Consider the following 17,631-nt stretch of genomic DNA (forward strand, 5'->3'; position numbering starts at 1 on the left):
ACTTGAATCACCCACAAACGACGCGCCGAGGGCAACCATGCTCCAAATGTCACGGCGACAGTTCCTCAAGGTTTCCGCGAGCACGCTCGCCGGATCGAGCCTGGCGGCAATGGGCTTCTCTCCGGCACCGGCGCTCGCCGAAGTCCGGCAATACAAACTGTCGCGCACCACGGAAACGCGTAACACCTGCCCGTACTGCTCGGTCGGGTGCGGCATCCTGATGTACGGCCTCGGCGACAATTCGAAGAACGCCAAGGCGAGCATCATTCATATCGAAGGCGATCCGGACCATCCGGTCAATCGCGGCACGCTCTGCCCGAAAGGCGCTTCGCTCATCGACTTCATTCATAGCCCGAGCCGGCTGCTGTATCCGGAATATCGCGCGCCGGGGTCGAACGAGTGGAAGCAGATTTCGTGGAACGACGCGCTCGATCGCATCGCCGTGCTGATGAAAGAGGACCGCGACGCGAACTTCGTCGAAAGCACGCCGGAAGGCAAGAAGGTCAATCGCTGGCTGACCACGGGCTTTCTGGCGGCGTCGGCGAGCAGCAACGAAGTCGGCTATCTGACGCACAAGACGGTTCGCAGTCTCGGGATGCTCGCATTCGACAATCAGGCGCGTGTCTGACATGGCCCGACGGTGGCAGGTCTTGCCCCGACGTTTGGCCGTGGCGCGATGACGAACCATTGGGTCGACATCAAGAACGCGGACGTGATTCTGGTGATGGGCGGCAATGCGGCCGAGGCGCACCCGTGCGGCTTCAAGTGGGTGACGGAAGCGAAGGCGCATCGCAGCGCGCGGCTGATCGTGGTCGATCCGCGCTTCACGCGCACGGCTTCGGTCGCCGATTTCTACGCGCCGATACGCACCGGCACGGACATCGCGTTCCTGGGCGGCGTCATCAACTATCTGCTGGCGAACGACAAGATCCAGCACGAGTACGTGAAGAATTACACGGACCTGTCGTTCATCGTGCGCGAGGATTTCGCGTTCAAGGACGGCGTGTTCTCGGGCTATGACGCCGAGCACCGCAAGTACGACAAGTCGAGCTGGGACTACGCGCGCGGCGAAGATGGTTACGTCAGGACCGATCCCACGCTGCAGGACCCGCGCTGCGTCTACAACCTGCTCAAGCAGCATTACGCGGCCTACACGCCGGAGATGGTGACGAAGGTCTGCGGCACGCCGACCGACAAGTTCCTGAAGGTCTGCGAGATGCTCGCATCGACGGCCACGCCGAATCGCGCGGGCACGATTCTCTACGCGCTCGGCTGGACGCATCACTCCGTCGGCGCGCAGATGATCCGCACGGGCGCGATGGTGCAGCTTCTGCTCGGCAATATCGGCATTGCGGGCGGCGGCATGAATGCGCTGCGCGGGCATTCGAACATCCAGGGTCTGACGGACCTCGGCCTGATGTCGAACCTGTTGACCGGCTACATGACCCTGCCGATGGAAGGCGAGCAGGAGTACGACGAGTACATCAAGAAGCGCGCGTCGCAGCCGCTGCGGCAGAATCAGTTGAGCTACTGGAAGAACTATCGCGCGTTCTATGTGAGCTTCATGAAGTCGTGGTGGGGCGACAACGCGACCGCCGAGAACAATTTCGGCTACGACTATCTGCCCAAGCTCGACAAGTCCTACGACATGCTGCAGGTGTTCGAACTGATGGCCGCGGGCAAGATGAACGGCTACATCTGCCAGGGCTTCAATCCGCTCGCGGCCGCGCCGAACAAGGCGAAGATCGGGCTGGGTTTGTCGAAGCTGAAATGGCTCGTCATCATGGACCCGCTCGCGACCGAGACGTCCGAATTCTGGAAGAACCACGGCGAGTTCAACGACGTCGATGCATCGAAGATCCAGACCGAAGTCTTCCGCCTGCCGACGACCTGTTTCGCGGAAGAACGCGGCTCGCTCGTGAGTTCGTCGCGCGTGCTGCAATGGCACTGGCAGGGCGCGGCGGCGCCGGGCGCGGCGAGGAGCGACCTCGAGATCATGTCGGGTCTATGGCTGCGCATGCGGCGCGCGTATCAGGAGAAGGGCGGCAAGTATCCCGATCCGATCCTGAAGATGACGTGGCCTTATGCGGACCCCGAAAGCCCGACGCCCGAAGAGATCGCGATGGAATTCAACGGCCGCGCGCTTGCCGACGTCACCGATCCGGCGGATCAGACCAAGGTGCTCGCCAAACGGGGCGATCAGTTGTCGAGCTTCGCGCAACTTCGCGACGATGGATCGACCGCGAGCGGCTGCTGGATCTTCTGCGGCTCGTGGACGCAGAACGGCAATCAGATGGGCAGGCGCGACAACTCCGACCCGACGGGCATCGGCCAGACGCTGAACTGGGCGTGGGCGTGGCCGGCGAATCGGCGCGTGCTGTACAACCGCGCATCGTGCGATGTCAACGGCAAGCCGTTCGATCCGTCGAGAAAGCTGGTCGCGTGGAACGGCCGCGCATGGACGGGCCCGGATGTTCCCGACTTCAAGGTGGACGAAGCGCCGGACAAGGGCATGAGCCCGTTCATCATGAACCCGGAGGGCGTCGCGCGTTTCTTCGCGCGCGACGGCATGAACGAAGGGCCGTTCCCGACGCACTACGAGCCCTTCGAGACGCCGCTCGGTCATAACCCGTTCTTCCCCGACAACAAGGTGGCGACGAGCAATCCGGCCGCGCGCGTGTTCCCGGACGACCGCGCCGCGTTCGGCACCGCCGACAAGTTCCCGGACACGGCGACCACGTACCGCCTCACCGAGCACTTCCATTACTGGACCAAGCACGCGCGCCTGAATGCGATCGTGCAGCCGCAGCAGTTCGTGGAGATCGGCGAGGAACACGCGAAGGAAGTGGGCGTCGTCGCGGGCGATCGCGTGAAGGTGTCGAGCAATCGCGGGCATATCGTCGCGGTGGCGCTCGTGACCAAGCGCATCAAACCATTGACCATCGAGGGCAAGAAAGTGCACACCGTCGGCCTGCCGCTGCACTGGGGCTTCAAGGGCCTCGCGCAACCGGGCTATCTCGTCAACACACTCACGCCTTCCGTGGGCGACGGGAACTCGCAGACACCCGAGTTCAAGTCGTTCCTGGTGAAGGTCGAGAAGGCATAGGGGGACGAGATGGCTCTGCAATCGCTCGATATCAAGCGCGTTTCGGCGACCACCACGCCGCAGACGCAGGTGCGCGAGCCCGTGACGGGCACGGTGGCGAAGCTTATCGACGTGTCGAAGTGCATCGGCTGCAAGGCGTGTCAGACGGCGTGCATGGAGTGGAACGATCTGCGCGACGATATCGGTCATACGACCGGCGTGTATGACAATCCCCGCGACCTGACCGAGCATTCGTGGACGGTGATGCGCTTCACCGAATACGAGAATCCGAAGGGCGACCTCGAATGGCTGATCCGCAAGGACGGCTGCATGCATTGCGAGGATCCGGGATGCCTGAAGGCGTGCCCGTCGCCGGGCGCGATCGTGCAGTACACGAACGGCATCGTGGATTTTCACGAGGAGAACTGCATCGGCTGCGGATACTGCATCACCGGCTGCCCGTTCAACATTCCGCGCCTGTCGAAGGAAGATCATCGCGTGTACAAGTGCACGCTCTGTTCGGATCGCGTCGCGGTCGGGCAGGAGCCCGCATGCGTGAAAACGTGCCCGACCGGCGCGATCATGTTCGGCACCAAGGTCGATATGCAGCATCAGGCCGCCGAGCGCGTGGTCGATCTGAAGGAGCGCGGCTTCGCCAACGCCGGCCTGTACGATCCGCCGGGCGTAGGCGGCACGCACGTCATGTACGTGCTGCATCACGCGGATCAGCCCGAGCTGTATCACGGTCTCGCGAAAGATCCGCATATCAGCCCGCTCGTGTCGGTCTGGAAAGGCGTGACAAAACCGCTCGCGATGATCGGCCTGGGCATCGCGGCGCTCGCGGGCTTCTTCCATTACACGCGCATCGGCCCGAACGAAGTCAGCGAGGAAGACGAAGTGGAAGCGCACCGCGAGGCGGAAGAGGTGCGGCGTCGCCGGGAAGGCGGACAGGAGCGTATCGATGAAACACGATAACGAACTGCGTGATGTGAGGGGTCATCGTCTGATCGTGCGCTATACGCCGAACGAGCGCACGAATCACTGGATCACGGCGATCACCTTCGTGCTGCTTGCGCTCTCCGGTCTCGCGATGTTTCATCCGTCGATGTCATGGCTTTACGCGATTTTCGGCGGCGGGCAGTGGACGCGCATTCTGCATCCGTTCGTCGGCTGCGTGATGTTCATCTCGTTCATGATCCTCGCGCTGCGCTTCTGGCATCACAACTATCTGGACCAGAGCGACGTTCAGTGGATGAAGCAGGTGAACGACGTGCTCGCCAACCGCGAGGAACGCTTGCCGGCGATCGGCAAGTACAACGCGGGGCAGAAGCTCGTCTTCTTCGTGATGTTCGCGAGCCTCATTTTGCTGTTGCTGAGCGGCATCGTGATGTGGCGCGCGTACTTCGCGTTCTACTTTCCCGTCACCGTGATTCGCATTGCATCGGTGGTGCATGCGGCGACGGCGTTCGTGCTGATCCTGACGATCATCATCCATGTCTACGCGGGACTGTGGGTGAAAGGCTCGATCGGCGCGATGGTGCGCGGCACGGTCACGTACGGATGGGCGAGGAAGCATCATCCGCGGTGGTTCAGGGATGTGATTGGGAAGTAGGGCGGCGCAGACTCAGTCGAGGATGGCCTGAAGCCGGGCCAACGCGTCATTGATGACTTCGATCGGCGCGCGTTCGATCTTGCGCGCGCCGCGCGCTTCGAGATCGAGCGTGCGAATCATGTTGACCAATGCAACGCCTTGAGTTTCCGTGCCGGAACCTGAAAGGGGTACGGCAAACCCCGCAAAACGCGCGAAGTTGCCGCCTTGCGTGATCGGTGCGACCAGCGCGACGCCCATGGCGTTGAACGCGGCGGGCGAGAGCACGAGCGCGGGGCGAAAGTCGCCTTGTTGTTCATGGCCCGTCGCAGGATTCAGATTCACGCGCACAATGTCGCCGCGTTCGAACTTGACACGTCTCACCATACTTCGCGTCCCACCGGTTTGACATCGCCCCAGTCAGCCAGATCAGCAGGCGCCGGCGCCTTTAGGTCGCATTGCGCGATCAGTTCCTCCAACGAATACCGCGGACGCGCCGGAGCAAGCATGATGCCCTCAGGCCGCACTTCCACGGTCAGCTTGTCGCCCAATGCAAGGTGAACCTGATCGAGCAAGGCGGCAGGCAGGCGAACTGCCGCGCTGTTGCCCCACTTCTGAATAGCGAGTTCCATGTTTTTCCTCCGGAATGTAGAGTCATTGTAGCTACATATGAAAATGAAAGTCAACTTTGATGTGTCTTCAATGTAGATACGAAAACTCTTAAACCGAACGCATTTTAAAGCCTGGAAGCGGTCCTGTTCCATCGCACGTAAGCTGCTATCCTTGGCTCAGTGCATGCCAGTCCACAATTCACCCCCCGCGAGGAACCCCCGTGGTCCAACGCATAGTCGAAGCCGCGCGAATCGAATCGCTCGATCCATCGGCGATTCCGCGTCTGCGCATGCCGGAGCGCGCCACCGTATTCGCCGCGCGCGCCGCACGCCTTCTGCAACTCGCCGACGCGAGCAATCCCATCGCCGGTTATCTGCGCCTGATGGCCGCGCTCGCCGATGCCCAGCAGCGCGTGCTTGCCCAGTTCACGGCGCCCATGCCCTCGCGCGAATCCATCGAGCTGAATCAGCGTCATTCGATGCCGATCGTGCCCGCGCTCACGGATTCGCGCGGCCCCGCGTGGCGCGACGTGCTCTTCATGCTGCTCGACAGCATCGAGGCCGCGGGCGCACTGACGCCCGCGCTCGTGCAACTCGTCGCCCGCCTTCGCGCACTGGACGCGCACACGCTCGACAATCAGGCCGACGCGGTCCTCGCGCTGCGCTTCGCCGAAATCGATCCGGCCGCCGCGCCCTTCATCGCGGCCGCGCTGCAGGTCGTGTGGACCGATCTCGCGAGCCGTATCGACGCGAAAGACGTGCCGTATCTCGATGCGCCGGGCGTATGTCCCGTGTGCGGCTCGGTGCCGGTCGCGAGCATCGTGCGAGTGGGCGGCGCGTATGACGGCTACCGTTACGCGCAATGCGGGCTGTGCGCGACGGAACTGCACGTCGTCCGCGCGAAGTGCACCAACTGCGATTCGACCAAAGGCGTCGCCTATCATGCGATGGGCAGCGGCGACGAAAGCGAGGAAGAGAAGGCCGCGAAGGCGAAAAGCGCGCCGTTGAAAGCGGAGTCGTGCGACGAATGCGGCACGTACCGCAAGATCGGCTATCAGGACAAGGCCTACGATTTCGAACCCTACGCCGACGATCTCGCGAGTCTCACGCTCGATCTCCTGATGGGCGATGCGGGCTACCGGCGCGCGGCGCCCAATCCGTGGCTGTGGCCCGAACAAACGGAAGAAGATCGATGAGCGACGTCGCAGGAAACGACGGCGGCGCGCTGCGCGCCTTGATGGCGCGCGTGCCGTCCGTCGAGCGCGTGCTGACATCGGCGGAATTCGAGCCGGTGATCGCCGCCTACGGACGCACGCAGACGCTCGCCGCATTGCGCACGGCGCTCGATGCCTGGCGCGCCGATGCGCAAGCGGGCCGCGCCTCCGTCGAGGCATTGAGCGATGCGCGGCTCGCGCAATCGGTCGGCGCACGGCTTGTCAAACGCGCGCAGAGCAACGTGCGCAGTGTCTTCAATCTCACGGGCACGGTGCTGCATACGAATCTCGGCCGCGCGCTGCTGCCCGACGAAGCCGTGCGCGCGGTCGCGGAAATGCTCACGCGCCCCGCGAATCTCGAATTCGACCTCGACACCGGCGCGCGCGGCGACCGCGACGATCTCATCAACGACCTGATCTGCGAACTCACCGGCGCGCAGGCCGCGACCGTCGTGAACAACAACGCGGCGGCGGTCTTGCTCACGCTGTCGGCGCTTGCTTCGCGCCGCGAAGTGATCGTCTCGCGCGGCGAGCTGGTCGAGATCGGCGGGGCGTTCCGCATTCCCGACATCATGAGCCGCGCGGGCGCGAAGCTGCGCGAAGTCGGCACGACCAACCGCACGCATCTGAAAGATTTCGACGAAGCGATCGGCCCGAAAACCGCGCTGCTGATGAAAGTCCATTGCAGCAACTATGCGGTGACCGGCTTCACGAAGGAAGTGACGCTTCCCGAACTGGCGTTGCTCGCGAGGACGCGCGGCCTGCCTGTCGCCGTGGATCTCGGCAGCGGCACGCTCGTCGATCTTGCGCAATGGGGCCTGCCGCGCGAAGCGACGGTGCGCGAGACGGTCGCGGCGGGCGCGGATCTCGTCACCTTCAGCGGCGACAAGCTGCTGGGCGGGCCGCAAGCGGGGTTGATCGTCGGACGAAAGGATCTCATCGCGAAGATCAAGAAGCATCCGTTGAAGCGCGCGCTGCGCGTCGGCAAGCTCACGCTCGCGGCGCTCGAAGCGGTGCTGCGGCTCTATCGCACGCCCGAAACGCTGGTCGAACGGCTGACGACCTTGCGCCTGCTCACGCGTCCCGCCGACGCGATGCGCCTCGCCGCCGAGCGCATCGAGCCCGCCTTGCAACGCATGGTCGGCGATGCCTTCGCCGTGAGCGCCGAACCGATGTTCAGCCAGATCGGCAGCGGCGCGTTGCCCGTGGATGTCCTGCCGAGCTACGGACTCGCCGTGCGCGCCGCGGGCGGCAAGCGCGCGGGCGGACAATTGAACCGCGTCGAGAAGCGGCTGCGCGATTTGCCGCGGCCCGTGCTCGGGCGCATCGCGGATGGCGCATTGCGGCTCGATCTGCGCTGCCTCGAAGAAGCCGACGAAGCCGCGTTCATCGCGCAACTGGACGCACGCGAATGATCGTCGGCACGGCGGGTCACATCGATCACGGCAAGACGACGCTCGTGCGCGCGCTCTCGGGCGTGGACACCGACCGCCTGAAGGAAGAGAAGGCGCGCGGCATTTCGATCGAGCTTGGCTACGCCTACGTGCCGTTGAAGGACGGCGGCGTGCTCGGCTTCATCGACGTGCCGGGCCACGAAAAGCTCGTGCATACGATGGCGGCCGGCGCATGCGGCATCGACTTCGCGCTCGTCGTGATCGCCGCCGACGATGGCGTGATGCCGCAAACGCGCGAGCATCTCGCGATACTCGACCTGCTCGGCGTCGCACGAGGCGCGGTCGCGGTGACGAAATGCGATCGTGTGGACGCCGCCCGCGTGCGCGAGGTCCACGCGGACATCGCCGCGCTGCTCGCTGAAACAGCGTTGCGCGACGCGCCCCGCTTCGATACCGATGCCACGCAAGCCGACGACCCCGGCGTCGTCGCACTGAACGCGCATCTGCACGATGCCGCCGCGCACTGGCGCACGCGCCGCGACGACGGCTTTTTCCGGCTCGCGGTCGATCGCGTGTTCACGCTGACGGGGCAGGGCACGATCGCGACCGGCACTGTGTTCGCGGGGCGCGCGAACGTTGGCGACACGCTCATGCTCGCGCCGCGCGGCGCGGGCGGCGAGCCGGTGCGCGTGCGCGGCATTCACGCGCAGAATCGCGCGGCGCAAACGGGCCGCGCGGGCGAGCGCTGCGCACTCAATCTCGCGGGCATCGACAAAGACGCGCTCGCGCGCGGCGACTGGATCGTCGATGCGCGGCTGGCGCGCGCGTCCGAAAGGCTCGACGTCGAACTGACGCTGCTGGAGGATGCGCAACTCGCGCTCACGCACTGGGCGCCCTTGCATGTGCATCTGGGCACGACGCATCGCGTGGCGCATGTCGCGCTGCTCGAAGCCGATACGCTCGACGCCGGACACAGTGCTCGCGTGCAACTGGTGTTCGATCAACCCGTTTGCGCGCTGCCCGGCGACCGCTTCATCGTGCGCAATGCGCAGGCAAGCAGAACCGTCGGCGGCGGGCGCGTGCTCGATCCGTTCGCGCCGGCTCGACGCCGCCGCACGCCGCAGCGCCGCGCATGGCTCGATGCGCTCGCGCACCGGCTCGACACGGGCCGCGCCGACGCGCTCTTCGAGCAGGCGCCGCATGGCCTGCCGCGCTCGCTGATCGAGCATCTATGCGGGCACGCGATCTCGCCCGAGGACTTGCGCGCGGTGCCCGCGCACGACGACACGCTCTATATTGCAGTGCGTCACTGGGATGCGCTGAAAACGCGCCTGATGGATGCGCTCGCCGCCTTCCACGAACGTTTCCCCGACGAACAGGGCCCCGACGTCGCGCGCCTGCGCCGCATGGCCGCGCCGCTCGCGCCGGATGCGTTGTGGCGCGCGCTCGTCGATGAAGCGGTGGCGAGCGGCGCGATCGCGAAGAGCGGGCCGTGGCTGCATGCGCCGTCGCATGCGGTGACGCTCGACGACAACGAAGCCGCGCTCGCCCGCGCCGTGCTCGCCGCGCTGGACGCGGGGCGCTTCGATCCGCCGTGGGTGCGCGATCTGGCGAGCGCGCACGGCGTCGGCGAGGACGAGATGCGCAGGCTGCTGAAGAAGCTCGCGCGGCGCGGCGAGGTGTTTCAGGTCGTACGCGATCTGTTTTACGCGCGCGCATCGATCGGCGCGCTTGCGCAACTCGTCGCGCAAACCGCGAGCGCGCAGGGCGGGGCGATCGGCGCGGCCGCTTTTCGTGACGCCAGCGCGCTCGGCCGCAAACGCGCGATACAGATTTTGGAGTTCTTCGACCGCGTTGGGTACACTCGTTTCCACCGCGATTTGCATCTATTGCGCGCCGATAGCCGCTGGCACGAGTCCGTCTGACGTTTGCCCGGGCTCGATGCGCGCCGTCGACCGCCGATCACGATGGAGCATATCTACTACAAGCTGCTGCACGTCCTGTCGGGCCACCCGGAGTGGACGCTCGCGGTCGTGCTGCTCGCGTCGTTTCTCGAATCCCTCGCGTTCGTCGGCACGTTCGTGCCGGGCAGCACGGCCATGTTCATCGCGGGCGCGCTCGTCGGCGCAGGCGCGCTGAATCTCGGCTGGGTGCTCGTCTGCGCGATCGTGGGGGCCATTGCCGGCGATGCCGTGAGCTTCTGGTTCGGCCAGCACTACGCGGACCGGATCGCGCAGATGTGGCCGTTTCGCGCGCATCCCGGCGCGCTCGTCGCGGGCAAGAAATATTTCGACAAGCACGGCGCGAAGAGCGTCGTGCTCGCGCGTTTCGTGGGGCCGATGCGCGCGGTCGTGCCGGTCGTCGCGGGCGTCACCGGCATGGCGCCCGCGCGCTTTCTCTTCGTCAACATCCTGAGCGCGCTCATCTGGGCGCCGGCGCACATCCTGCCGGGCGTGGTGTTCGGCGCGTCGATCGAGCTGGCGGGCGCGGTGTCCATCCGTCTCGTCGTGATCCTGATCCTCGTCACCGCGATCGGCTGGGTCGTGTTCAATCTCGCGCGCGTGATCGTCTCGCACGCGATGCGCTGGACCGTCGCGTCGCGCGAAACGCTGCTCGCGTGGGCGCAGCGGGGCCGCGGCCTGCCCGCGCGGCTCGTGTCGCGCGCGCTCGATCCGGGCAATCCGGCGACGGGTCTCATCGTCGTCATTTCGGTGCTGCTGCTCGCGTCGGCGATCCTGTTTTTTTCGGTGCTCGCGAACGTGGCGCGCGGCGCGTCGATCGTGCAGGTCGACGTATCGATCTACCGGCTTCTGCAATCGTTCCGCTCGACCTGGACCGATTCGATTCTCGATGCCGCCGCGACGCTCGGCAGCACGCAGACGCTGCTCGCGCTCGGCGTCATGGTGATCGTGTGGATGAGCTTCGAGCGGCGCTGGCGCACGGTCGCGTACTGGCTCGCGGCGATCGCGTTCTCGCAACTGCTCGTGCTGGCGATCCGCTTCACGGCGCACAAGCCGCTCCTCGTCTCCTTCGCGCCGACCGAGCACGAGTTCCCGAGCAGCCACGTCGCGGCGACGGTCGTGATCTACGGCTTTCTCGCCTTCATCCTGCTGCGGCGCGTGGGCATGCTGACGGGCGTGTTCGTCGCGACGGCGACATCGGCGATCGTCGCGGCGGTCGGCATCGCGGGACTGTATTTCGGGCGCTTCACCATCTCCGACGCGCTCGGCAGCGCCGCGCTCGCCGCCGTATGGGTCTTCCTGATCGCGCTCACTGCCGTCTGGCGTAATCCGGTCAAGCCGAAGCCGCGGCCTTTGATGCCGATTGCCGTGCTTGCCGTGATCGGCGCGAGCGTCGCGCTGCAACTGAGCGATGAAACGGAGGCGCATAGCGCGGTGCCGTCGACCACCGTCATCTCGCCGATCCAGTGGACGGATTCGGTATGGCGCACGTTTTCCTGCTACCGCGCGAGCATGGAGGGCGACCGGCGCGAGCCGATCACCGTGCAATGGGCCGCGACGCCCGCGCAGATTCGCGCGCAACTGAGCGCGCGCGGCTGGACCGAGGTTTCGCGCGTGAGCCTGAAAAGCGTGATGTCGGTGGTCTCGCCGAATGCGCCCGCCATCGAGCTGCCCGCGCTGCCGCGCCTGAACAACGGCGAGCCGTCGACGCTGGTGTTCGCGCGCTCGGTTCACGGCGCGGACGAGCGCGACGTGCTGCGCTTCTGGCCGACGCATTACGCGGTGCGCGAACGCGCGGGCGCGCCGCCTGCGCCGATCTGGCTCGGCTCGGTCGTGCACGAGCGCTTGCGGCGGCCGTCGTGGCCCTTCAACGTGTTGCGGCCGGACCGGCGCGTCGATCCGATGGTCATCGACCGTGGCGAGCGTTCGCCGTGGCGCGGCATCGAAATTGCGAGCAGCGCGGGATGTGGCGACGTGCCGGTGATACTCGTCGAATCGAGGGCCGAATGACGTATCGAAGCCAGCGAACGAGAGGTGCCGCTTGATCCAGATTCCACCGTCGGCGATCGTGCAGTGGGGCGGCGCGGCCGTGTTCGCGAACGTGCTGCTGACGCGCCTGGGCGTGCCGCTTCCGTCCGCGCCGCTGCTCGTGTTCGCGGGCTCGGTCGTGGCGACCGGACGGCTGTCCTTCGCGCACGTCCTGTTCGCGGCGTTGTGCGGTGCGCTGCTCGGCGACGGCGTGTGGTTCGCGGCGGGGCGTCTGTACGGCCGGCGGCTCGTCGCGGCGCTGTCGCGCAGATCGTACGCGGTCGATTCCGGCATGCGCACGGCGGGCGAACTCTTCGAGCGGCACGGCGCGCCGATCGTCGCGTTGTCCAAGTTCGTGCCGGGGCTCGGCCTCGTCACGCCGCCGCTGATGGGCACGACGCGGATCGCCGTGGTGGCGTTCTTCCTTTGGGATACGGCGGGCATCGTCGCGTGGGCGTCGTTCTGGACGCTGGGCGGCGCGCTGTTCGAGCGGCAACTGCATCTGGCGGTGATGGCGCTGGAATCGCATGGCGCGACGGTGGTCGATCTGCTTGCGGCGCTGGCTTTGCTGTATTGCGCTTATCGATTGACGCGTCGGCGCGAGCCGCGCGCGCGTTCGGGTTCACATTCGCGCGATGGCGGCGGTTGAGGATGCGTCGTTATAATCGGACGCCCGCGCGTTTTTCGCGTTCGGGACGGGCATGAGGCATGACGAAGGAAGGCATCCGTATCCGGTGGTGCGGCCGGGCTTCAAACCCGGTAGGGGGTGTCAGACACTCTCTGGTCAGTTCGACTCTGGCTGCCTTCCGCCATGATGGGCGCAGTTGAAGAAGCGTACGTTCTTGTGGGAGAAACCATAAGACTTCCGTTTGGAAGCGATATGGTGTTTTCCGTGCCGCAGGATGTAACACATGACAGACGCCAAAGCCCTTCAGACCACAATGCGCTATGCAGTGACGGAGATGGTCGGGCGACGCCAGTTCGAGTCGCACGGTATTCGCGCGTCGTCAGTTTCTAGTCGTCGCGCCGACTGGACGCAGTTGCGATGGTTCATGGTTCTGTTGCATTGGTCAGTGAGGCTGCCGCGACTCATCCGTCCGGCGCAGCGTTGTTCCTGCGTCTGCGGCCGCTGCCGGGTGCGCCCGCAAGTGCGCCGAGCTGTGCATGCCGGATGCACGAGCGGTCCGCAGGTTTGTCCGCGCCCAGACCATGCTGTTTCGCGTACGTGATCAGCCGGTCGACGCTTGGGTACTGGCCCGTCGAGATCATGCGGGCCGCTTCGATCCGGATCGCTTTATCAAGCCGGTCTTTCCGCTGCTCGCGGGCGGTCCTGACAACTTCCCGGCGTGTTTCCCGCAGTGCTTCCGCTATCTGGCGACACAGGTCTGCAAACCGGGCATACGCCTGACTGGGCGACAGATGTATTGATTCTGCGGCGGATGTAAGGCTACCGTAGTAGCGGGTGCCGTTCGCAACCTCCGTCAGGAACTGCCGAACGTCGTTCCAGTTCCTTCTGCGGGCAACAGGGCGCAGATTAGTACGTAAAAGGATTGGGGGCAGGGGAGGGAGACAACTGCCGCTGAAGACGTCTTTTCCCGTCAGAAGATCACGCACAGAAATCTGCAGGCAATATGAGATGGCCATGAGCACTGCCGCGTTGGGTGCCCCCGCACATCGCCAGTAGGTTGGACATGTCTTCGATATGCCGATGTGCTCACAGAAAGCGGCTGCATTTCCGTCGAAGAAGCGGGCGATACCCCGATCGATGACCCTGGAAGCAGGATTGCCTGTTCGAGGCAAGGTCGACGCGGGTGGATGTGCGACAAGATCCGCAAGGCTTTGTGCCGCCCACACTTCGTAATCCCCGTCAGCAGTCTGGCGATCGAACACTGGATCCGGATGCTCCGTGCCAAGCCATCCCTGGCACCTGGAGCAGAAGCCGCATGACTGCAGTGGTGATAGCTCACCCGCTTGCTGATAGTCACATTCAGGGCAGCGCTCTGCGAGCCTGCAACGATGGCGCGGGCAGTGTCCGACCCAGCGCATTGACCAGATGAGGCGCTCGTAGACCGGTGTCCGCGACTGAAGATCCTCTTCAAGGCAAAGCGGACACCATTGTCGGCCCTCACCTGTCAGGCGGGAGAAGCGGCCAAGGTAGGGCTTCCAAGGCAGAAGGGTCAGCAACCGCAGGTCATTGCGTCCTACCATGCCATTCAGGCTATCAACCCACATCTGTGCCATCTTTCGCTTCCGTGGCTTGCAGCTCGGACACGATCGAATGCGCTTGATCCCATCAAATCTTAAAGACAAAACTGAAATGGCGCAGAACCAACCCGGTATACAAGGCGACTTTCTCAATGCGATGAGGAAGGAACGAAAGCGCGTGGCGATATATCTAGTCAACGGAATCAGATTGGTTGGACACATCCAGTCATTTGATGCGTACATGCTTTATCTCAATTCGACCACGGGATCCCAGATGATCTTCAAGCACTCGATCTCGACGATCGGCGAAGATACGGGTCCGGCCGTTCGGTCGAACAGCCGGGCGAGCGGATCGCGCGACTTCACAAATCGTTCTCACGCAAAATAGGCAGCTACGACGTTTCCACGGGCGCAGTGGTTCCTGGTGCATCTCGAAGTACGTCGCATTAAAGGGTGGCTTCGCTGCGTTCCAGCCGCGTTCGTTTTCAGCTAAAGACCGTACGAGACGATGAGTAAGGCAAAGACGAAACTAACCCGTCAAGACGCTGAGCGCCTTTTCGAGGGCCTGCCTGCGGGACCAACCGCGAGGGTATCTAGCCGTCCCGAGAATCCTTTCGGGCCAGAAGTGTCCGACGTCGTCAAGCGCGTCGAAGACGAATCCGCGCTCTGGAAAGACAACCTGATCACGCTCCCGGTGGCAATCGAGTTGCCCAAAGGCTATGACTCGGTGTCGCGTATGCGCGAAGCGATGACGCGGGCTCTGCGCGTGAAGTGGGTGAGGGAGGGCAAAGACGAGGTTGTCCCCGAGTTTCCGGAAGGCTGGACGGCGATTCGCCCAGTAAGTGGCCCCAGCGAGTTGCGAGATCCGTCCGGCGTAGTCCGCGGCTTGTTCGGATGGGCCAAGAATGCCGAGCTCAGGATCCTGCCACGTTATCTGATTGAGTCACAGACAAACAGTTCGAGCGGGTTGGGAAGCGTGCTTGTTCGCGATCGCGGGAACGGTCGAATTCTCGAGCGGTCTTCCAATTGGTCTGCGCGCACGGGTACCCAGCATCCAGATTGGACGAAGCTCGCAGCGTGGCTTGATTTGCGTTATGAAAACGAGGTCATCGTTTGAAGCGCGGCAACGGCACCCGCCAACCTTGCAAAATGCTAACAGATGCGCTCTAATGGGCATGCCTTCCTTAGATCACCCATTGGTCACTGACGCGAGGTCATCGTAGTGTTTTTCGTCAAGAGTTCCCGCCTTGCCTTTTTCAGCATTCCTGCACAAGCGGGGGCGGGTACCCGCGGGCATCGAAAAGCCGATGCCTTGAAGCGCACGCTAAACCGCGCCAGCCGCGCGGATAAGGCAGCACTTTCTTCTGCCCGGTTCTTCGCATAAGCCTAGAGTCAGTAAAGCGAGAGCCGGGCTCACCATCTTTCTGTCGACCACCGACTGTACTCCATCACGACTTGCGTGATGGGCGTCTGCTCGCGTGCCGAACGAACTCGCCATCCGTTGCGCTGCCCAGCGCAGCGTTTTAGCCGCGCGACAGCACAGCGGCGGGATGGGATCGTCTTCGAGGGATCGAGAAGCCATGAGAACGCAAACAAAACGTCAGAACGAGATGCCGAAGGTCAGGCAGGAATGCATCGTCACAATCAGTGGCGAGAACGACTTGGCCTCGCAGTGGAACGTTTCGCAAGGCAGGCGCATCGCCGCTTTGAGCGATCAGGCCGAAGATCAGGGCTATCGTTTGACGGCTCGTGCAGAACCCGTCAAGAGTGCGTTGTACGCGGCCCATCTTGTGATCGAAGGGCCTGGCTGCCGGACACCGCGCTGCTTCCACGCGCTGGACTATTTCTACGACCCAGCACAGGCTTTGCGCTACGCCATCCGATGGGGACGGATATGGGTTGACCACAGGCCTACGAAGGTCGCCGCGGAGCGCGGCGGGTCGGCAAGCTCGGCAAGCTGCGCCGAACCACCTTTGAAAGGGGAACGTGCTGACTGGGTTGGTAACCATGAATGAATTCTCGGGCGAAAAGACACTCCGTTTTGTTGCTCGGAAGGCAGGAAGCCCAACAGCAGCGCTTGTCTACTGGCTTGGCGTGACCGAGCCGTCCGGTGATGCGAGCGTCACCGAGATAGTCGAGCGCTTGGGTCCCCTGATGCAGGTGGTCTTTCCCGACGATCGACCCGGTGCGTTCGTCAACCGCAGCGCGTTGCTCGAAATACGGCAGTTCGGAACCATCGATCGACTCATTTTCCTGGACGGTTCGTGGCTCGACGTATGGAATGACCGCGATTGCGCGGATATCTGTAATCTGTATTCCAGCCGGAGGCACACATGTTGTCTGCCAAGAACAATTCAGTCGCGGTCATGACCGGCCACTTGGAAGGCCAGCCGGTCGTGTCCGAATCCGACATGGAACGACTTCGGGAATGTGCGCGTCTGCTGACCGTGTCGTCGCCAGAGCGCGCATTTCTGGACGCCGTGGAAGCGACAGCCCTGTTTGTCGATTCCGCTGCGATGCCACCGGACGTCGTCACGATGAATACAACGGTCGAATGTACGACCAGCGACGGCACCGTTACGCATGAATGGACGCTGGTCTACCCGCGCGAGGCCGACTATCAGCGTGGGCGACTGTCGGTTCTCTCGCCGACGGGCATCGCACTGTTGGGTGCGCGTTGCGGACAAGTCATCACGTGCCTTCCGCCGAGCGGCGTGCCAGTTCATTACGTCATCGAGAAGATCCTGCTGCAGCCGGAGAGTCGTCACTTATCAGGCTGATGATGTCAGGAGGAGGTACCAAAGAAGCCGGTAGTGTGGCCGGCGAGCGCTCCTACCTTAGATGTTCCGATGCGTCTTGCAGGTTGGCGCCAGCTTCTAGCATTAGCGATATCTCGTGGAGAAGACCTGCGAGAACCCGCCACATAGATTGCCCCAGCAGCGGAGTCGAATGCCAGCACATCAGCACCGCCGCCCCGAGCTCCCACCATGAGATGGAGCGAACACACATGGCCATTTTCGACCAAGCTGCGACGAAGACTGAGGGAATGCGGCTGATCACGTGATTTCCGGAGTTGAGGGCAACCTTAAAGCTTCGATCATTCGCTGACTCGCCATGCGCAACCCCGGCCGTTCGGAACATCTGTGCGTCGGTTCGACAAGAGGACAACAACGGCCCATCATCTCACCCAGATCGTGCCATTCCGCCTGTCGCTATCGGGGCCGAACAGCCTCTCCCACGCTATGAGCGTCCGGACTAGAATACATTTAAGACGCGGCTTCATTAGGCGCCCGTCTACAAGTGAGGAGTGGTGCTTTGAACAAAAATGTGTTCGCCAAGGCGGCTGTGTGGCTCGTGATCGCACTGGTGATGTTTACGGTGTTCAAGCAGTTCGATAAGCCCCGCGTCCAGGAAGGGGGGTCCTATTCGCAGTTCATGGACGACGCGAAGAACGGCAAAGTCAAGAATGTCACCGTTCAGGGCCGCAATCTCACGGTCACTCCGAACGACGGCCAGAAATACCAGATCGTGTCGCCCGGCGACAT

At 63.7% G+C, this 17,631-nt stretch carries 17 protein-coding genes, 1 tRNA gene and 1 pseudogene; 16 read left to right on the forward strand and 3 right to left on the reverse strand.

Features of this window, described 5'->3' with window-relative positions:
• Positions 1-37 precede the first annotated feature (37 nt).
• The 3 genes from fdnG to AWB70_RS36180 are packed head-to-tail and all read left to right on the forward strand — an operon-like array spanning position 38 to position 4,697.
• Positions 38-3,106: a formate dehydrogenase-N subunit alpha gene (gene fdnG, locus AWB70_RS36170; RefSeq protein WP_082378065.1), complete on the forward strand. Its 3,069-nt coding sequence runs from the start codon at positions 38-40 to the stop codon at positions 3,104-3,106.
• 9 nt (positions 3,107-3,115) lie between these two features.
• Positions 3,116-4,060: a formate dehydrogenase subunit beta gene (fdxH, locus tag AWB70_RS36175; RefSeq protein WP_014250278.1), complete on the forward strand. Its 945-nt coding sequence runs from the start codon at positions 3,116-3,118 to the stop codon at positions 4,058-4,060.
• On the forward strand, positions 4,047-4,697 hold the full coding sequence (locus AWB70_RS36180; protein ID WP_053568520.1) for a formate dehydrogenase subunit gamma: 651 nt from the start codon (positions 4,047-4,049) through the stop codon (positions 4,695-4,697). The genes fdxH and AWB70_RS36180 overlap by 14 nt, the downstream gene beginning before the upstream one ends.
• Before the next feature lie 12 nt (positions 4,698-4,709).
• Here AWB70_RS36180 and AWB70_RS36185 read toward each other — a convergent pair whose 3' ends face one another.
• Together AWB70_RS36185 and AWB70_RS36190 are read right to left on the reverse strand one after the other, a co-directional pair.
• Positions 4,710-5,060, reverse strand: coding sequence for a type II toxin-antitoxin system ChpB family toxin (locus AWB70_RS36185; RefSeq protein ID WP_014250280.1), 351 nt, complete (start codon positions 5,058-5,060; stop codon positions 4,710-4,712).
• On the reverse strand, positions 5,054-5,305 hold the full coding sequence (locus AWB70_RS36190; protein WP_014250281.1) for an AbrB/MazE/SpoVT family DNA-binding domain-containing protein: 252 nt from the start codon (positions 5,303-5,305) through the stop codon (positions 5,054-5,056). The genes AWB70_RS36185 and AWB70_RS36190 overlap by 7 nt, the downstream gene beginning before the upstream one ends.
• 200 nt (positions 5,306-5,505) lie before the next feature.
• Between AWB70_RS36190 and fdhE the strand changes: the two genes are divergently transcribed.
• The 7 genes from fdhE (at position 5,506) to AWB70_RS39460 (ending at position 13,309) form a co-directional block, all read left to right on the forward strand.
• Positions 5,506-6,480 carry a formate dehydrogenase accessory protein FdhE gene (gene fdhE / locus AWB70_RS36195; RefSeq protein ID WP_053568519.1) on the forward strand — a complete coding sequence of 325 codons (975 nt, stop codon included), beginning with the start codon at positions 5,506-5,508 and terminating at the stop codon, positions 6,478-6,480.
• Positions 6,477-7,913 (forward strand): L-seryl-tRNA(Sec) selenium transferase, encoded by a 1,437-nt coding sequence (gene selA / locus AWB70_RS36200; RefSeq protein WP_053568518.1) that lies wholly within the window; start codon positions 6,477-6,479, stop codon positions 7,911-7,913. The genes fdhE and selA overlap by 4 nt, the downstream gene beginning before the upstream one ends.
• Positions 7,910-9,817, forward strand: a complete 1,908-nt coding sequence (selB, locus tag AWB70_RS36205; protein ID WP_053568517.1) for a selenocysteine-specific translation elongation factor — start codon at positions 7,910-7,912, stop codon at positions 9,815-9,817. The genes selA and selB overlap by 4 nt, the downstream gene beginning before the upstream one ends.
• A 42-nt stretch (positions 9,818-9,859) precedes the next feature.
• Complete coding sequence (locus AWB70_RS36210) at positions 9,860-11,863, forward strand: bifunctional DedA family/phosphatase PAP2 family protein (protein WP_014250285.1); 2,004 nt, start codon at positions 9,860-9,862, stop codon at positions 11,861-11,863.
• Positions 11,864-11,894: 31 nt separating this feature from the next.
• A complete protein-coding gene (locus tag AWB70_RS36215; protein ID WP_053568516.1) occupies positions 11,895-12,530 on the forward strand; it encodes a DedA family protein in 636 nt (211 codons plus the stop codon).
• 67 nt (positions 12,531-12,597) lie between these two features.
• Positions 12,598-12,693: transfer RNA gene (locus AWB70_RS36220), tRNA-Sec, on the forward strand.
• Positions 12,694-13,045: 352 nt separating this feature from the next.
• Entirely contained in the window at positions 13,046-13,309 is a 264-nt protein-coding gene (locus AWB70_RS39460) for a hypothetical protein (protein WP_235024421.1), read from the forward strand.
• Between the two features lie 588 nt (positions 13,310-13,897).
• On the opposite strand, the pseudogene AWB70_RS39760 reads toward AWB70_RS39460, so the two are convergent.
• Positions 13,898-14,308 (reverse strand): annotated as a pseudogene (locus tag AWB70_RS39760) (TniQ family protein); the annotation flags it as partial.
• Between AWB70_RS39760 and hfq the strand changes: the two are divergent.
• From hfq to AWB70_RS36255, 6 genes are all read left to right on the forward strand, one after another.
• Positions 14,199-14,474 (forward strand): RNA chaperone Hfq, encoded by a 276-nt coding sequence (gene hfq / locus AWB70_RS36230; protein ID WP_075644232.1) that lies wholly within the window; start codon positions 14,199-14,201, stop codon positions 14,472-14,474. The pseudogene AWB70_RS39760 and the gene hfq sit on opposite strands and share 110 nt — an antisense overlap.
• Before the next feature lie 120 nt (positions 14,475-14,594).
• Positions 14,595-15,203, forward strand: coding sequence for a hypothetical protein (locus AWB70_RS36235; RefSeq protein WP_053568514.1), 609 nt, complete (start codon positions 14,595-14,597; stop codon positions 15,201-15,203).
• Between the two features lie 463 nt (positions 15,204-15,666).
• Entirely contained in the window at positions 15,667-16,101 is a 435-nt protein-coding gene (locus AWB70_RS39465) for a hypothetical protein (RefSeq protein ID WP_063786682.1), read from the forward strand.
• Positions 16,094-16,456 (forward strand): hypothetical protein, encoded by a 363-nt coding sequence (locus tag AWB70_RS39470; RefSeq protein WP_235024422.1) that lies wholly within the window; start codon positions 16,094-16,096, stop codon positions 16,454-16,456. The genes AWB70_RS39465 and AWB70_RS39470 overlap by 8 nt, the downstream gene beginning before the upstream one ends.
• Complete coding sequence (locus AWB70_RS36245; protein WP_235024423.1) at positions 16,420-16,866, forward strand: GreA/GreB family elongation factor; 447 nt, start codon at positions 16,420-16,422, stop codon at positions 16,864-16,866. Before AWB70_RS39470 ends, AWB70_RS36245 begins: the two co-directional genes overlap by 37 nt.
• A 535-nt stretch (positions 16,867-17,401) precedes the next feature.
• The coding region (locus tag AWB70_RS36255) for an ATP-dependent metallopeptidase FtsH/Yme1/Tma family protein (RefSeq protein ID WP_200826462.1) at positions 17,402-17,631 on the forward strand (230 nt) is incomplete at its 3' end.

Origin of the sequence: Caballeronia cordobensis (assembly GCF_001544575.2) — a bacterium.
Classification (GTDB): Bacteria; Pseudomonadota; Gammaproteobacteria; order Burkholderiales; family Burkholderiaceae; genus Caballeronia; species Caballeronia cordobensis.

What these genes read in the sequence shown, in the direction of transcription:
- fdxH (WP_014250278.1), top strand. Translation starts at nt 3,116, where the DNA reads ATGGCTCTGCAATCGCTCGATATCAAGCGCGTTTCGGCGACCACCACG.
- AWB70_RS36180 (WP_053568520.1), top strand. Translation starts at nt 4,047, where the DNA reads ATGAAACACGATAACGAACTGCGTGATGTGAGGGGTCATCGTCTGATC.
- AWB70_RS36185 (WP_014250280.1), bottom strand. Translation starts at nt 5,060, where the DNA reads ATGGTGAGACGTGTCAAGTTCGAACGCGGCGACATTGTGCGCGTGAAT.
- AWB70_RS36190 (WP_014250281.1), bottom strand. Translation starts at nt 5,305, where the DNA reads ATGGAACTCGCTATTCAGAAGTGGGGCAACAGCGCGGCAGTTCGCCTG.
- selA (WP_053568518.1), top strand. Translation starts at nt 6,477, where the DNA reads ATGAGCGACGTCGCAGGAAACGACGGCGGCGCGCTGCGCGCCTTGATG.
- selB (WP_053568517.1), top strand. Translation starts at nt 7,910, where the DNA reads ATGATCGTCGGCACGGCGGGTCACATCGATCACGGCAAGACGACGCTC.
- AWB70_RS36210 (WP_014250285.1), top strand. Translation starts at nt 9,860, where the DNA reads ATGGAGCATATCTACTACAAGCTGCTGCACGTCCTGTCGGGCCACCCG.
- AWB70_RS39460 (WP_235024421.1), top strand. Translation starts at nt 13,046, where the DNA reads ATGCCGGATGCACGAGCGGTCCGCAGGTTTGTCCGCGCCCAGACCATG.
- hfq (WP_075644232.1), top strand. Translation starts at nt 14,199, where the DNA reads ATGGCGCAGAACCAACCCGGTATACAAGGCGACTTTCTCAATGCGATG.
- AWB70_RS36235 (WP_053568514.1), top strand. Translation starts at nt 14,595, where the DNA reads ATGAGTAAGGCAAAGACGAAACTAACCCGTCAAGACGCTGAGCGCCTT.
- AWB70_RS39465 (WP_063786682.1), top strand. Translation starts at nt 15,667, where the DNA reads ATGAGAACGCAAACAAAACGTCAGAACGAGATGCCGAAGGTCAGGCAG.
- AWB70_RS39470 (WP_235024422.1), top strand. Translation starts at nt 16,094, where the DNA reads ATGAATGAATTCTCGGGCGAAAAGACACTCCGTTTTGTTGCTCGGAAG.
- AWB70_RS36245 (WP_235024423.1), top strand. Translation starts at nt 16,420, where the DNA reads ATGTTGTCTGCCAAGAACAATTCAGTCGCGGTCATGACCGGCCACTTG.